This is a genomic window from Micromonospora yongxingensis, from assembly GCF_052601155.1.
Genome location: NZ_JBQXEO010000017.1, coordinates 1 through 14,783 on the forward strand (window position 1 = coordinate 1; position 14,783 = coordinate 14,783).

General features: G+C 71.3%; 16 protein-coding genes. 11 read left to right on the forward strand and 5 right to left on the reverse strand.

Annotated features, from left to right (window positions below; genetic code table 11):
• Positions 1-80 precede the first annotated feature (80 nt).
• From ACTWLT_RS20330 to ACTWLT_RS20345, 4 genes are all read right to left on the reverse strand, one after another.
• A complete protein-coding gene (locus tag ACTWLT_RS20330) occupies positions 81-512 on the reverse strand; it encodes a hypothetical protein (protein ID WP_252417053.1) in 432 nt (143 codons plus the stop codon).
• 210 nt (positions 513-722) lie between these two features.
• Entirely contained in the window at positions 723-1,928 is a 1,206-nt protein-coding gene (locus ACTWLT_RS20335) for a cation:proton antiporter (RefSeq protein ID WP_445319750.1), read from the reverse strand.
• A gap of 5 nt (positions 1,929-1,933) precedes the next feature.
• Complete coding sequence (locus ACTWLT_RS20340) at positions 1,934-2,434, reverse strand: cation:proton antiporter regulatory subunit (protein WP_445319751.1); 501 nt, start codon at positions 2,432-2,434, stop codon at positions 1,934-1,936.
• A 263-nt stretch (positions 2,435-2,697) separates the two neighbouring features.
• Positions 2,698-3,834 (reverse strand): epoxide hydrolase family protein, encoded by a 1,137-nt coding sequence (locus tag ACTWLT_RS20345; protein WP_445319752.1) that lies wholly within the window; start codon positions 3,832-3,834, stop codon positions 2,698-2,700.
• Positions 3,835-3,919: 85 nt separating this feature from the next.
• Here ACTWLT_RS20345 and ACTWLT_RS20350 point away from each other — a divergent pair, with 85 nt between their 5' ends.
• The 9 genes from ACTWLT_RS20350 (at position 3,920) to ACTWLT_RS20390 (ending at position 12,077) form a co-directional block, all read left to right on the forward strand.
• On the forward strand, positions 3,920-4,573 hold the full coding sequence (locus ACTWLT_RS20350; RefSeq protein WP_445319753.1) for a TetR/AcrR family transcriptional regulator: 654 nt from the start codon (positions 3,920-3,922) through the stop codon (positions 4,571-4,573).
• An 86-nt stretch (positions 4,574-4,659) separates the two neighbouring features.
• Positions 4,660-7,251 (forward strand): ATP-dependent chaperone ClpB, encoded by a 2,592-nt coding sequence (gene clpB, locus ACTWLT_RS20355; protein ID WP_445319754.1) that lies wholly within the window; start codon positions 4,660-4,662, stop codon positions 7,249-7,251.
• Positions 7,252-7,365: 114 nt separating this feature from the next.
• Entirely contained in the window at positions 7,366-7,746 is a 381-nt protein-coding gene (locus tag ACTWLT_RS20360) for a hypothetical protein (protein WP_252417061.1), read from the forward strand.
• 113 nt (positions 7,747-7,859) lie between these two features.
• Positions 7,860-8,462, forward strand: coding sequence for a DUF4178 domain-containing protein (locus tag ACTWLT_RS20365; RefSeq protein WP_445319755.1), 603 nt, complete (start codon positions 7,860-7,862; stop codon positions 8,460-8,462).
• 91 nt (positions 8,463-8,553) lie between these two features.
• Entirely contained in the window at positions 8,554-9,378 is an 825-nt protein-coding gene (locus tag ACTWLT_RS20370) for a hypothetical protein (protein WP_445319756.1), read from the forward strand.
• A 72-nt stretch (positions 9,379-9,450) separates the two neighbouring features.
• Positions 9,451-10,116 (forward strand): hypothetical protein, encoded by a 666-nt coding sequence (locus ACTWLT_RS20375; protein ID WP_445319757.1) that lies wholly within the window; start codon positions 9,451-9,453, stop codon positions 10,114-10,116.
• Between the two features lie 10 nt (positions 10,117-10,126).
• Positions 10,127-10,936 carry an SDR family NAD(P)-dependent oxidoreductase gene (locus tag ACTWLT_RS20380; protein WP_252417065.1) on the forward strand — a complete coding sequence of 270 codons (810 nt, stop codon included), beginning with the start codon at positions 10,127-10,129 and terminating at the stop codon, positions 10,934-10,936.
• Between the two features lie 169 nt (positions 10,937-11,105).
• A complete protein-coding gene (gene pyrE, locus ACTWLT_RS20385) occupies positions 11,106-11,642 on the forward strand; it encodes an orotate phosphoribosyltransferase (protein ID WP_252417066.1) in 537 nt (178 codons plus the stop codon).
• A gap of 57 nt (positions 11,643-11,699) precedes the next feature.
• Entirely contained in the window at positions 11,700-12,077 is a 378-nt protein-coding gene (locus tag ACTWLT_RS20390; RefSeq protein ID WP_007454255.1) for an ArsR/SmtB family transcription factor, read from the forward strand.
• A gap of 167 nt (positions 12,078-12,244) precedes the next feature.
• Here the strand turns inward: ACTWLT_RS20390 and ACTWLT_RS20395 are convergent, their stop codons facing one another.
• The gene (locus tag ACTWLT_RS20395) at positions 12,245-13,066 is read right to left on the reverse strand and encodes a DedA family protein (RefSeq protein ID WP_252417067.1); all 822 of its coding nucleotides are present in this window, start codon (positions 13,064-13,066) and stop codon (positions 12,245-12,247) included.
• A gap of 161 nt (positions 13,067-13,227) precedes the next feature.
• Between ACTWLT_RS20395 and ACTWLT_RS20400 the strand changes: the two genes are divergently transcribed.
• Both ACTWLT_RS20400 and ACTWLT_RS20405 read left to right on the forward strand, forming a co-directional pair.
• The gene (locus ACTWLT_RS20400; protein WP_445319758.1) at positions 13,228-13,707 is read left to right on the forward strand and encodes a SigE family RNA polymerase sigma factor; all 480 of its coding nucleotides are present in this window, start codon (positions 13,228-13,230) and stop codon (positions 13,705-13,707) included.
• A 2-nt stretch (positions 13,708-13,709) separates the two neighbouring features.
• Positions 13,710-14,768 carry an LCP family protein gene (locus ACTWLT_RS20405; RefSeq protein ID WP_445319759.1) on the forward strand — a complete coding sequence of 353 codons (1,059 nt, stop codon included), beginning with the start codon at positions 13,710-13,712 and terminating at the stop codon, positions 14,766-14,768.
• The last annotated feature ends 15 nt before the right edge of the window (positions 14,769-14,783 follow it).

Here is a 14,783-nt window from a genome sequence, read left to right on the forward strand (position 1 = left end):
TGCGGGTCGGGACGCGGTGGTTCTCGCGGCGGGGGTCCCGACCCGTTCGCCGTTCAAGGACCGCGGGTGCTCGTCCGGCCTCAGCCGAGGCGGCGGTTCTCGCGGACCAGGCCGCCCTCGCACCAGTCGCGGTAGACGAAGAGGTCCGGTCGGGCCAGCAGGACGCGGCCGTTGTGCGCCCAGATCTTCATCAGCTCGTCGCCGTCGCGCTCGGCCTGCTCGACCAGTTTGCGGAAGCGGCGCTTGGGGTGCGCGCGGAAGTTCGTCCGGATGCCGTCGGCCGCGTAGATGTAGAGGCAGTGCAGCGCGAAACGGCGCGCCGGGCAGGCGGGATCCATCGCCAGCTCGAAGAGCGTCAGCACCAGCCGGTCACCGGAGACCAGCAGGTCCCAGTCGGGTGGCATGGAAGCCAACGGCACCGAATCGGGCTGGTACGCCCAGGCTCGCAACTCCGCCGGAGTCGGATCGACGGGGTTGGCGAAGCCGTGGAACGTCGACTCCTGCACGCTCACCGGCCAACCTTCCGCTCTCGCCCGCGACGGCACCGGCCATCCGCGAACCCTGGCTGCTGCGGCGAAACGGTAACCCGCCGTCGGGTGCTGCGGTAGCCCTCGTTGGGAGCAATTCAGCAACCGTTGGCCTGGCCGGGCCAACTGGATGGTCGAGCGGACACACGCGCCGCCGCCGCCGCTCAGAATGCGGGAAACGGCGGCGGCGACGCGTCAGTCGCTGACCGGAACCGGCTCCCGCCGCTGGGCCGCCGCGCGGGTGCGCAGCCACCGCTTGAACCACGGGAAGTCGGGCAGGCGGGCCAGCATCGGCCCGGTCACGACGGTGATCAGAACGTACGCCGTGGCCAGCGCGGCCAACCGCGGCTCGACGCTGCCGGCGGCCACCGCGAGCCCGGCGATGACGATGGAGAACTCACCTCGGGGTACGAGTGCCAGGCCGGCCCGCCAGCGACCGGGTTCGGCGATGCCGACCCGACGGGCCGCGAGGTAGCCGGTGAGCGTCTTCGTGGCCATGGTGACCACGGCCAGCGCGAGCGCCGGCAGCAGCACCGGCGGGATGTCCCGAGGGTCGGTCACCAGGCCGAAGAAGACGAAGAACACCGCGGCGAACAGGTCCCGCAGCGGGGAGAGCAACTCGGTCGCGTGGTGTGCCACCGGGCCGGAGAGCGCGATGCCGACCAGGAACGCGCCGACCGCCGCCGAGACCTGGAGCTTCGCCGCGAGACCGGCGATCAGCAGGGTCAGACCGAGTACGCCCAGCAGCAGCGCCTCCGGGTCCTTCGCCGACAGGGCGGACGAGATCAGGTGGCCGTAACGGATGGCGACCACCAGCACGAGCAGCACCGTGCCCACCGCGATGGCGAGCGCGATGCCGCCACCGAGCAGGCCGGTCCCGGCCAGTACGGCGGTGACCAGCGGCAGGTAGAGCGCCATCGCCAGGTCCTCGATCACCAGGACCGAGAGGATCACCGGGGTCTCCCGGTTACCGAGCCGGCCCAGGTCGGCGAGAACCTTGGCGATCACGCCGGAGGAGGAGACCCAGGTGATGCCGCCGAGCACCAGTGCGGCCACCCAGTCCCAGCCGAGCAGCAGGGCGAAGGCCGCACCGGGCAGCGCGTTGAGTACGCCGTCGATCAGCCCGGCCGGGGCCGCCGAGCGGAGGTTGCCGACAAGTTCGTTGGCCGAGTACTCCAGGCCGAGCATCACCAGCAGCAGGATGACGCCGATCTCGGCGCCGACGGCGAAGAACTCCTCGCTGGCGTTGAGCGGGAGCAGCCCGCCGTGCCCGAACGCGAGCCCGGCGAGCAGGTAGAGGGGGATGGGCGACAGACCTACCCGGCGGCTGAGCCGGCCGAGGATCCCGAGCAACAGCAGCAGCGCGCCGACTTCGACGAGCAGTGTGGTGGATTCGTGCATCCGCCTCAGCCGTCCGGGTCACTGTCGGCGAGGATGGCGGACACGCCGTCGAGACCCCTGCGGGTCCCGACGACGACCACCACGTCGCCGGCTGCGAAGCGGAAGGTGGGAAGCGGCGAGACGATGACCTCGCCGTCGCGCAGCACCGCCACGATGGAGGCGCTGGTGCGGGTACGCGCCTTGGTGTCACTGAGTTGCCGGTTGACGTACCGCGACCCTGCCGGGATGGCGATCTGCTCGGTGAGCAGGCCGGCGGCCTGCTCGCGCAGCCCGGAGAGCTGACCGAGCATCAGCGACGCGCCGAGGATGTCGGCCAGGGCCTCCGCCTCGTCGTCCGTCAGCGGGATGTCCGCCTGGCAGGAGTCGGGATCGTCGGGATCGTAGAGGACAAGATCACGGCGGCCATTGCGGTGGGAGACAACGCCCAGTCGGCGTCCGGACTCCGTCACCAGATCGTGGCGTACCCCGATGCCCGGTAAGGCGGTCTGCTCGACACGTACTCGCACCCGCCAAGGCTACCGCTCGGTGAACAGAAGGCAGATCTTGCGCGGAACCGGCCCTTCTGGGCCGGACATGATCCACTCAGAATCGCTGACATCGGGGTGTCCCGGCAGTTCGGACGCCCCGATTTCCGGGAAGCCGAGTGGATCTACCGCCCGCCTGCCCCGCCGAGTTGGTGGGTGATGTCCTAACCGATTCAGCTCCATAGGCGCCGGACGCGCCGGTGCCCGTCCCGGCAGAGCAGGGCGGGCAGCCGAGCACGCGCTGGTCAGCGAAGGCTGGCGAAGAACGCGCGGATGTCCGCGACCAGCACTTCGGTCGCCTGGTGGGCCGCGTAGTGGCCCCCGACGTCACCGCGGCCGTCGACGTCGGTGTCGTACGCCGTCCACCGGACGATGTTCGCGTGGTCCCGGTCGGCGAAGCGGCGGATGGACTGGAAGTCGCCGGGGAACATGGCCAGCGCCGTCGGCACGGTGGTGGGGCCAGTCGTCGGCTGGTCGGCGTGTGCGTCCTCCCAGTAGAACCGGATCGCCGAGGCGGCCGTGCCGGTGAACCAGTAGAGCGCCACGTTGGCCAGGATGAAGTCGGCGTCCAGGCTCTCGTCGAAGAGTTGGGCGTTCCAGGCCAGCAGCCCGACCGGGGAGTCGGCCAGCCCGAACGCCAGGGTCTGCGGCTGCTGACTGTGGACCTGGTTGAAGGAGAACTTGTTCTCGTAGAACCACTGGAGGTGCGCGAGCGCCGCCTGGTCCGCCTCGGAGAGGTCGGCGAACTCGGCAGGGTCGCCCGAGGGGAACGAGAAAATCTGGGTGACGTGCACGCCGAGCACGCGCTCCCCGTCGGTCCGGCCCAACTCGGGGGCGATCATCGAGCCGGCGTCGTTGCCGACCGCGCCGTACCGGTCGTACCCCAGTCGGTTCATCAGCTCGGCCCAGGCGCGGGCGGTGCGGAACCGGTTCCAGCCGGTGCTGCGGGTCGGGCCGGAGAACCCGAAGCCCGGCAGCGACGGGATGACCAGGTGGAAGGCGGGCGCGTCGGGTGCCGTCGGCTCGGTGAGCGGGGCGATCACGTCCAGGTACTCCAGGACCGAGCCGGGCCAGCCGTGGGTGAGCACCAGCGGAGTGGCGTCCGGGCGGGACGACCGGACGTGCAGGAAGTGGATCTGCTCGCCGTCGATCTCGGTGACGAACTGCGGGTGGGCGTTCAGCCGGGCCTCGACCGCGCGCCAGTCGAACCCGTCCCGCCACCGGTCGGCCAGCGCACGCACCCGGTCGTTGCTCATCCCGTACGCGTCGCCGGCGCCCGGAAGGTCGGCGGGCCAGATGGTGCGACCCAGCCGGCCGGCCAGGTCGTCGAGGGCGGTCTGCGGGATCTCGACGCGGAAGGGACGGATCGCGGTGCCGGTCATCTCGGTACTCCTTCGGAACGGAATGTTTCGTTCTGCAATCACAGTAGCAGACCGGAACGATCCGTTCCACTGTTATCCTGGAGTCATGCCGACTCCCCCCGGAAAGACCGACGCGCCGCTGGCTGGTCGCCGTGCCCAGGCCGCGCGCAACGACGAGGTGATCCTCGAAGCCGCGCGCGAGGTCTTCCTCGACGACCCGAAGGCGCCGATCGCGGCCGTCGCCGAACGCGCCGGCGTCGGCATCAGTGCCCTCTACCGGCGGTACGCGGGCAAGGAGGACCTGCTGCGCCAGCTCTGCCACGACGGGCTGCGCCGGTACGTCGCCGAGGCCGAGGCGGCCCTCGCCGCGCCGGACGACTGGGCCGCCTTCGCCGGGTTCCTGGCCCGCGTGGTCGACGCCGACGTGCACTCGCTCACCGTCCACCTGGCCGGCACCTTCACCCCGACCGAGGAGATGGGTCGGGCCGCGATGCGCGCCAACGAGCTGGCCACCGTGCTGTTCGAGCGTGCCCGCGCCGGCGGGTGGCTGCGCCCCGACGTGGTCGTGCAGGACCTCGGGCTGGTGCTGGAGGCGTGCGCCGCGGTACGCGTACCCGATCCGGAGCGGACCGCGCAGCTGCGCCGCCGGCAGCTCGCGGTGCTGCTGGCCGGACTGTCGACCACTCCGGACGCGGATCCGTTGCCCGGCCCGCCCCCGGCGGCGGGGGAGTTCGACTGGCGGTGGCGCCGCCGCGAGTGATGGGTGTCACAGCGCTAGGGTTGAGTGGAATACGCTCAACTCTGGTTGTGTCCAACCCAATGGACAACGCCGATCCGGGGGAGCCCATGAACACCGAACGCCTCACCACCAAGAGCCGCGAGACCATCACGGGTGCCGTCGCACTGGCCAACCAGCGCGGCCACGCGACCGTGGAGCCGTGGCACCTTCTGCTGTCCCTGCTGGACACCGACGGCTCGACCGCCGCCGGCCTGCTGCGCGCCGTCGGGTCCGACCCCGCCGAGCTGCGCCGGGCCGCCCAGCGTGCGGTCGATGCCCTGCCCGCCGCACGCGGCTCCAGCATCGCCGAGCCCACGCTGGCCCGGGAGTTCGTCAACGCCATCGGCGCCGCCGAGCAGATCGCGCGGCCGTTGGGCGACGAGTACACCTCCACCGAGCACCTGCTGGCCGGCCTGGCCCGGGTGGGTGGTGCGGTGTCCGGCGCGCTGAAGTCGGCCGGCGCCACCGAGGACGCGCTGATCGCCGCCTTCCCGACCGTTCGGGGTGGAGACCGGCGGGTCACCACGGCCGACCCGGAGCAGACCTACCAGGCGCTGTCCAAGTACGGCGTCGACCTCACCGCCAGTGCCCGGGACGGCAAGATCGACCCGGTGATCGGTCGGGACTCCGAGATCCGCCGCGTCATCCAGGTGCTCTCCCGGCGTACCAAGAACAACCCGGTGCTGATCGGCGAACCCGGCGTCGGCAAGACCGCGATCGTTGAGGGCCTGGCGCAGCGGATCGTGGCCGGTGACGTGCCGGAGTCGCTGCGCGACAAGAAGCTGATCTCGTTGGACCTCGGCGCGATGGTCGCCGGGGCGCAGTACCGCGGTCAGTTCGAGGAGCGGCTGAAGTCCGTGCTGGAGGAGATCAAGAACTCCAACGGCCAGGTCATCACGTTCCTCGACGAGCTGCACACGGTGGTCGGCGCCGGCAAGGGCGAGGGCTCGATGGACGCCGGCAACATGCTCAAGCCCATGCTCGCCCGCGGTGAGCTGCGGATGGTCGGCGCCACCACGCTGGACGAGTACCGGGAGCACATCGAGAAGGACCCGGCGCTGGAGCGCCGCTTCCAGCCCGTGGTGGTCGGCGAGCCGACCATCGAGGACACGATCGGCATCCTGCGCGGCCTCAAGGAGCGCTACGAGGTGCACCACGGCGTACGGATCACCGACGCCGCACTGGTCGCCGCCGCCTCGCTGTCCGACCGCTACATCACCGATCGCTTCCTGCCCGACAAGGCGATCGACCTGGTCGACGAGTCCGCGTCCCGGCTCCGGATGGAGATCGACTCCCGGCCGGTCGAGGTGGACGAGATCGAGCGGGCCGTCCGCCGGCTGGAGATCGAGGAGATGGCGCTGGCCAAGGAGCCGGACGACGCCTCCGCCGAGCGGTTGGTGCGGCTGCGCAAGGAGTTGGCCGACAAGCGCGAGCAGCTCACCGCGCTCTCCGAGCGCTGGCAGACGGAAAAGAGCCACATCACCAAGCTCTCCACCGCCAAGGAGGAGTTGGAGCGCCTGGGGGGCGAGGCCGAGCGGGCCGAGCGCGACGGCGAGCTGGAGCGGGCCGCCGAGCTGCGCTACGGCCGGATCCCCGCGCTCAAGGTCGAGTTGCAGCAGGCCGAGGAGGAACTGGCCCGGCTCCAGGCCGACGGCGCGATGCTCAAGGAGGAGGTCGGCGCGGACGACATCGCCGCGGTCGTCGCCTCGTGGACGGGCATCCCGGCCGGCCGGCTGCTGGAGGGCGAGACGGCGAAGCTGCTCCGGATGGAGGAGTCGCTGGGCGGCCGGGTGGTCGGCCAGGTCGAGGCGGTGGGTGCGGTCTCCGACGCGGTGCGCCGGGCCCGGGCCGGCGTGGCCGACCCGGACCGTCCGACCGGCAGCTTCCTCTTCCTCGGCCCGACGGGTGTCGGCAAGACCGAGCTGGCCAAGGCGCTCGCCGAGTTCCTCTTCGACGACGAGCGGGCGATGGTCCGCATCGACATGAGCGAGTACGGCGAGAAGCACTCCGTGGCCCGCCTGGTGGGTGCCCCGCCCGGCTACATCGGTTACGAGGAGGGCGGCCAGCTCACCGAGGCGGTGCGCCGCAGGCCGTACTCGGTGATCCTGCTGGACGAGGTGGAGAAGGCCCACCCGGACGTCTTCGACGTGCTGCTCCAGGTGCTCGACGACGGTCGGCTCACCGACGGTCAGGGCCGCACGGTGGACTTCCGCAACGCGATCCTGATCCTCACCTCCAACCTCGGGTCGTCGGTGATCGGCGATCTGACGCTGGGCGAGGAACAGCGCCGGGAGGGGGTCCTCGCGGTGGTCCGCTCGCACTTCAAGCCGGAGTTCCTCAACCGGCTGGACGACATCGTGGTGTTCGCCGCGCTGCGCGGCGACGATCTGAGCTCCATCGTGGACATCCAGCTGGACCGGATGCGTAAGCGTCTGGCGGACCGTCGACTGGCACTGGACATCACCGAGTCCGCGCGTCAGTGGCTGGCCGAGCACGGCTACGACCCGATCTACGGCGCCCGCCCGCTACGCCGCCTGGTCCAAACCGCGATCGGCGACCAGTTGGCCAAGGCCCTCCTGTCGGGCACCATCCGCGACGGCGACACGGTCAAGGTCGACCTGTCCACCCCCACGAACACCCTCACGGTAACCCCCGCCTAACCCCCGCCCCACCCAGCGGTGATCAAGAGGTTTGCGTCATCGGGACGTCTTCTCATGACGCAAACCTCTTGATCAACAGGGTGGGGAGTGGATGGGCGGGGAAAGGATGGGGACATGTTCGGGATCGGGAAGAAGTGGGAACGGGAACTCGACGCCGCCGTTGACGAGTTGGTCGGCGCCGACACGCTCGCCTTTGGTGGGGTTGGCATCGCCGGCACGATGCTGCCGGTGACCGAGGCTTACCACCGGGTCGAGGCCGCCGTCGACGACCATCCCGAGGAGGTACGCCGACAGCTCGACCGGCTGCTGGCCGAGGGCTCGCCCGCCGGCCGCGCGTACGCGGCCACGCTGCTGGAGCGGATCGACCCGTCGGCGGCCCGGGCGGCCTGGACGTCGCTGCGGGACGACCCGACCGAGTTCACCACCTTCGTCGGCTGCGTGATGGATCGCTCCACGCTTGGCGACTACGCCGCCCAGCGGCTCGCTGCGGCATGATCCACTCGCCGGTCGGGGCTGCCCCCGGTGGCTGAGCTGTCGGCCACAGCACAAGCCTCCCCGGTGCCGATGGTTGTTACCGTTCGCGCCGACGTACCTGGGGAGGTGGTCGGGTGGACGCTCCGGTGATGTACCTGGTGGCGGCGGTGGTCGTACTCGCGGTGCTCGTGGTCGTGATCGTCGTGCGGTCGCGGCGGCGGGCGGCGGCCCGGCCCGCCGGGCGGCCCGCGCCCGGTCGGACAACGGAGGCGCCGCGCGGTGGCCCCCACCGTCTGGCCCCGGGCGACCGCGTGCGGATCCGCGACCGGGAGTACGCCGTGAGCGGCACGATCCGGCTGGTCGAGGGGGACTGGAGCTGGGTGCAGCACCTGCTCGACGACGACTCCGGCACCGGGCACCGGCTCTCCGTGGAGGACGGCCTGGACCTGGAGCTGGTGCTCTGGACCGCCGAGCCGGGCGCGACCGTCACCCCGGGCGCCCCGACCATCGACCTCGGCGGCCGGCGCTACACCTGGTCCGAGACCGGGCAGGCGCGCTACACCGCCATCGGCGAGACGGGGCTGCCGTCGGCCGGAACCATGCGGTACCACGACTACCAGTCCGGCGGCGACGCGCGGCTCTCCTTCGAGGCGTACGGCGAGGAGGGCTGGCGGGTGGCCCGCGGCGACCTGCTCGACCCCGCCGACCTGACGATCCAGCCCACCGGGGGCCGCTGAGGGCGACCCGACGGGCGCGCCGGGTTCGCCGCGGCATGCCAGAGTGGCCGGTTGTCGATACGGTGTGGGCGCGATCTAGGGAAGGAGAATCGTGGTCGATTCCCAGAGCACGCCGGCCCGCCAGCGGCCATCCATCGTGACGATTTCCAGTTATCTGCTTTTCCTGTTCCTGGCGTGCCAGGTGATCAGTCTGATCCTGACGCTCGCCACCGCGGGCAAGACCCGTGACGCGCTCCGTGAGGCGTACGAGGGCAGCACCGCCGAGGGCGCCGACCAGGTGGCGGACGTCTTCTACGCCATCGGCCTCGGCAGCGCCGTCCTGCTGCTGTTGCTCGCGGTCGTCCTGGGCGTGCTGGCCCTGTTCAACAACCAGGGCCGCAACGGCGCCCGGATCACCACCTGGATCGTCGGCGGCATCATGGTCTGCTGCGTGGGCGGCAGCCTGCTCAGCGGCGCGGCCGGCAGCTTCACCGGCGGTGACACCGGCGGCGACATGCCGAGTGCCGAGGAGATCCAGCGCCGGCTGGACGAGGCGTTGCCGTCCTGGCTCACCCCGGTCAGCATCCTGCTCGGCGTGATCAGCCTGCTCGCGCTCCTCGCGGCGCTGGTCCTGCTGGCGCTGCCCAAGGCCAACGAGTTCTTCCGCAAGCCCACCGCCGGCTGGGAGCCGCCGACTCCGGGCGCCAGCTACCCGGGCTACCCGCAGACGCCGGGTCAGCCCGGTTACCCGCAGGCCCCCGGCCAGCCGGGCTATCCGTCGAGCGGCGAGCCGGGCTACCCGTCGACGCCGGGACAGGCGACCGGGTCGGGTGAGCCGGGCTACCCGCCGCCGCCCTCCACCGGCCCGGCCGGCACCGACCGGCCGGACGACACGCCGCCGGGCGACCGCCCCGGGACGCCGCCGTCGACGAGTTGACGACTCGATAGACACGACGCCGAGGATCCCTCCGAGTAGGTTGCAACCCGACGCCTACCGGAGGGATTCGTCGTGTCGTACCCCGGATCGGCACCGCCCCGCCGGCCCGCCGTGGTCCTGCTGGCCTCGGCCGTGCTGCTGGTGATGGCGGTGGCCGCACTCGCGTACACCGTGGCCGACCTGGCGGTGCTGGGGCGGACGGTCGACGCGTTCCGCTCCGCCGCCCGGGGCACCTCGGCGAGCCCGCAGCAGATCGACGACGTGGTGACGCTGCTGGGGGCGTCCGCGGCACTGTCGGCGGTGGTGGCCGCGCTCTCCGCGCCGGTGCTCGTCGGCCTGGCCCTCGGGCTGCTGGCCGGTCGCTCCGGCGTCCGGGTGGCCACCTGGGTGGTCTGCGGGCTCGGCCTGCTCGCCGGGTGTTGCAGCGTGGCGGTGCTCATCGGTGAGCGGGCGGCACCGCTGCGGCTGGGCGACGGCGAGCGGGCCACGGCCGAGTTGCTGGGCCTGATCGCCGACGCGTACCCGTCGTGGTGGATCCCGTTGAACGCCGGGCTTTCCGTCGGACAGTGCCTCGGTTACCTTGTGGTAGCCACGCTGCTGACCCTGCCGGCGGCGAACGCCTGGTTCCGTCGGCGCCGTCCGACGGTGCCGACCATGCCGTCCGTTCCACCCGGGTTCCCGCCCACCCCGCACCAGCCCCCGCCGGCGCCGACCGCGCCTCCGTACCCGCCCAGGTGAGGACCAGCCCGTGACGCTCGACCCGACGACCGCCGAGCGACGGGCGCTGATCACCGGTGCCACCGCCGGTATCGGCGCCGCGTTCACCCGCCGGCTGGCGGCCGACGGTTGGCACCTGGTGCTGGTCGCCCGGGACGCGGGCCGACTGAGCGAACTGGCCGCCGAGCTGGGTGCCCGGTACGGCCGCGAGGTGGAGACGATCTCGGCGGACCTGTCCACCGACGACGGCTGTGCGGCCGTGGAGCAGCGGCTCACCGAGGGCACTCCCGTGCACCTGCTCGTCAACAACGCCGGCATCAGTCTGAACAAGCCGTTCCTGCGTTCCACCGCCGAGGACGAGGCGCGCCTGCTGCGGCTCAACGTGCACGCGGTCATGCGGCTGACCATGGCGGCGCTGCGGCCGATGACCGAAAGGCGGGACGGGGCAGTGATAAATGTCTCTTCGGTCGCCGGTTTTGGCGCGGTGATGCCCGGGTCGACCTACTCGGCCAGCAAGGCGTGGGTCACCAATTTCAGCGAGTCCGTCGGCCAGTCGACGCGCCCGTTCGGCGTCCGGGTGATGGCACTCTGCCCCGGCTACACACGCACCGAGTTCCACGAGCGGGCCGGCATCAACATGTCGAAGACGCCCGAGTGGATGTGGCTGCGAGCCGAGGATGTGGTCGACGAAGCCTTGCGTGACCTGCGCAAAGGCAAGTTGGTCAGCATCCCGGCCTGGAAGTACAAAGTGGCCGTTGCCGGTCTGCGGCACGCACCGCGCCGGCTGCTCCAGGTGGTCGCCCGGGACACCCGCGGCCGGATCGGTCGCGACGAGCGCTGAGCCTGCGCCAACCGGCCGGCCCCAGAGTGCTGTCGCCGGGACGTTGGCGCGCCGCAACCGGCCCGGTCGCTGAGCGTAGTCGAACATCGCCAACCGTCGGTCCCCCGGCGGGCTGATCAGGGTGGACCCCGCACGCGGCGTTCAGACTTGCGCAGTAACCTCTATCGCCATGGGGGACCACGACGACCTGCGTAAATTCATTACCGACCTGGCTGTGGTCCACGGACGGGTCGTGCTCTCCTCGGGGCGCGAGGCAGACTGGTACGTCGATCTGCGGCGCGTCACGCTCCATCACCAGGCCGCTCCGTTGGTCGGTCGGGTGTTGCTTGACCTCACCGCCGACTGGGAGTTCGACGCCGTCGGCGGGCTGACCCTGGGCGCGGACCCTGTCGCGTTCTCGATGATGCATGCCGCTCCGGCCGATCGGGCACTGGACGCCTTTGTGGTGCGCAAGGCGGGCAAGGCCCACGGTCTGCAACGGAGGATCGAGGGGCCGGAGGTGGCCGGCCGCCGAGTGTTGGCGGTGGAGGATACGTCCACGACGGGTGGAAGTGTGTTGACGGCGGTCGAGGCGCTTCGTGAGGCCGGGGCCGAAGTCGTGGGTGTGGCGGTTATTGTTGATCGAGGCGCCGGCGACGCGGTGCGAGCCGCCGGATTGCCGTACAGGGCGGCCTATACGTTGGCTGACCTCGGCCTTGTGGCGTAAAAGTTTGCCGATTCGGATCTGCTGATATGCAGGCGGATCGATGCTGCTGGTGGAAGGATGGAATACGTGGGAACTGCGTTGGCCGAAATGACTATGCCTCAGATCTCGCCGCTTGCCGGCGAGCCGATCGAACGTGCCGATGCCGAGCGTCTCGCCGGGGTCCTCAAGGCCCTCGCCGATCCCGCTCGGTTGCGGCTGCTCAGCCTGATCCAGTCGGCCCCAGAGGGCGAGGCGTGCGTCTGTGACCTGACGGCGCCGCTCGGCCTCTCTCAGCCGACGGTCAGTCACCACCTGCGTATCCTCACCGAGGCCGGCTTGCTGGAGCGGGAGAAGCGCGGTGTCTGGGCGTACTACCGGCTGGTCCCGAGTGCGATCGCGACGATCGCCGACCTGCTGACCCCGCCGCGTAAGCGGGCCACCAAGAAGGCCCGCTGAAGTAGGCACTGCACACCGTCCCGCGCCGGGACGGTGTCCGGTGGCGAGCCAGGGGTGGCGCCATCGGTGGGTGACACCTGCTCGTCCCCGGCCGCACCGCCGGAGGCCGGGTCCGAGATGCCGACGGCCGACCCCCTCACCGGGGGCCGGCCGTCGTCGTATCTCCCTCAGCGCTCCTGACCGTGCTCCGGACGCCGGCGGTCGTGCGGGTGGTCGTCGTGGTCGAACGTCTCGCGCACCGCCTCCACCGCGCCGACGGCGCTGGCCGCCGCGACCACGGCGACCGCCTCGCCGCGCTTGCGGGCCCGCCGGTCGCGGAGGAACTCGAAGAAGATCGGCAGCACCGAGATCACGATGATCAGGGCCACCACCGGCAGGATGTAGTGGTCGATCTTGTCCCCGATGGCCTGGTAGATCTGCTCGGCCAGCAGGTATCCGATCAGCAGGATGCCGTCCACCCAGAGCACCGCGCCGACGATGTTCCAGAGCAGGAACTGGCGGGCCGGCATGCCCAGTGCCCCGGCGACCGGGTTGAGGAAGGTCCGCACGATCGGGATGAAGCGCGCCAGCACCACGGCCTTCGCCGGGCCGAACTTCTGGAAGTAGTACTCGGCCTTCTCCACGTACTCCCGCTTGAAGAGCCGGGAGTTCGGCCGCTCGAACATCGGCCGCCCGTACCGCGAACCGAGCCAGTGCCCCAGCTGCGCGCCGACGATGGCGCAGATCGGGCCGCCGATCAGCAGGCCGGCCAGGGAGAGCCGGGTGCCGTCGCCGAAGATGGCGTCCGCCACCGGGGATGCGGCCACCCCGGCGAGGAACAGCAGCGAGTCCCCCGGGAAGAAGAAGCCCACCAGCAGGCCGGTCTCGGCGAAGAGGATCACCCAAACGCCGATCAGCCCGAAGGTCTGCAACAGTTCCTTGGGATCGAGCGGGTTCAGGGCGACGCTCTCCACGAGCGCGCGGGTCTTCTCAGCTGTGTCCACGGCCACAAAGGGTACCGAAGACCCGGTCTCGTACCGCGCCGGACCGGGCCGCACCACCCCTTGGACGTTCCCGCAGCGGAAGTTGACGAGCCGGAAGGTTCAGCGGTGTCTCCGCAACGTTCCGGGCGTCCGCTTCCGTCAACTGAGGCAGGAGCCCGGGAGGTGCAGTGACGTACGAGGAGTTCGCGGACACGCGGCTGGCCCCGCTGTTGCGGTACGCGGTGATGCTCACGGGTGATGCGCACCAGGCGCAGGATCTGGTGCAGGAGACGATGGTCAGGGTCCAGCTCAACTGGCGGCGGGTCGTCCGGGCCGACTCACCCGAGCGCTATGTGCGCCGGATGCTCACCAACCAGTACGTCGACTGGCGTCGCGGCTCCTGGATGCGTCGGGTGCTGCTGCGGGGGGAAGCCGACGAGGCGGTGGCGGCGCCCGCCGACCACGCCCAGTCCGCCGTGGACCGGGACCAGATCTGGTCCTGGCTGTCGCGGCTGCCGCGACGGCAGCGGGCCACCCTGGTGCTGCGCTACTACGAGGACCTGCCCGACGCCGAGATCGCCGACATCCTCGGCTGCGCCGTCGGGACCGTACGTTCGTCCATCTCCCGCGCCCTGGCCACGCTCCGGGCCGAGTACGTGGAGGCCTGACCATGATCGAGGACGACCTGCGTGCCGCGTTCGCCCGGCACGAGCCACTGACCCCGCCGACCGGCCCGCTGCGGGCCGCGATCGACCGGTTGGCGGCGGGCCGGCGGCGGCGCCGCCGACGCTGGCGGGCCGGTGGTGCCGCGTTGGCCGTGGCCGGCGTGCTGGGGATCGGGGTGCCCCTGCTCGCCCCGGAGCGCTCCGCGCCGCCGCCAACCGCCGACCTGCTCGGCGGGTCGAGCCGGCCGGTGGCGACCGGTGCGCTGAACATCCTGCTGCTCGGTCTCGACGGCGACGGGCGGGAGGCGTCGCGAGCAGACTCGGTGGTGTTGGTGCACATCCCGTCCGACCGGAGCCGCCCGTACCTGGTCTCGTTGCCGCGTGACCTGGGGGTGCCGATCCCGGGCCACGGGACCGACAAGCTGAACGCGGCGTTCCCGTTCGGTGCCGGGTTCGACCGGCCGGACATGTCCAAGGGCTACGAGCTGACTCGACGTACGGTCGCCGAGCTGACCGGGGTCCGGGTGGACGCCGGCGTGGTGCTGACCTACCCCGGGCTGCGCAGGCTCACCGACGCGGTGGACGGCGTGCCGGTCTGTCTGCCCCAGCAGGTGCGCTCCGTCCACACCCGGCGGGTCTTCCCGGCCGGCTGTCATCGCCTCGACGGTGCCGCGTCGCTCGACCTGCTCCGCCAGCGGCGTGGGCTACCCGAGGGCGGCCTGGACCGGGACCACAACGCCCGGCGCTTCGCCGCCGGCCTGGTCAGCCAGGCCGCCAAGCAGGGTGTGCTCACCAACCCGGTACGACTCTCCACGCTGCTGGGCACCGTCGGCCCGGATCTCCTGGTGTCACCCGACAGAGCCGCCGTGCTGGATGTGATCCGGCTCGCGCCCACACTGCGATCGGTCGAGCCGATCGGGCTCAGCCTGCCGGTCACGGAGCCCACCGGGCCGCCCTTTCACCTGCGCCCCGACCCGAAGCTCGCCCCGGAGTTCCTGACCGCGCTCCGCGAGGATCGGCTCGGCGACTGGGCGACCCGGCACCCGGAGCGGGTCGACCGCTGACGCTCCGACCGGGCT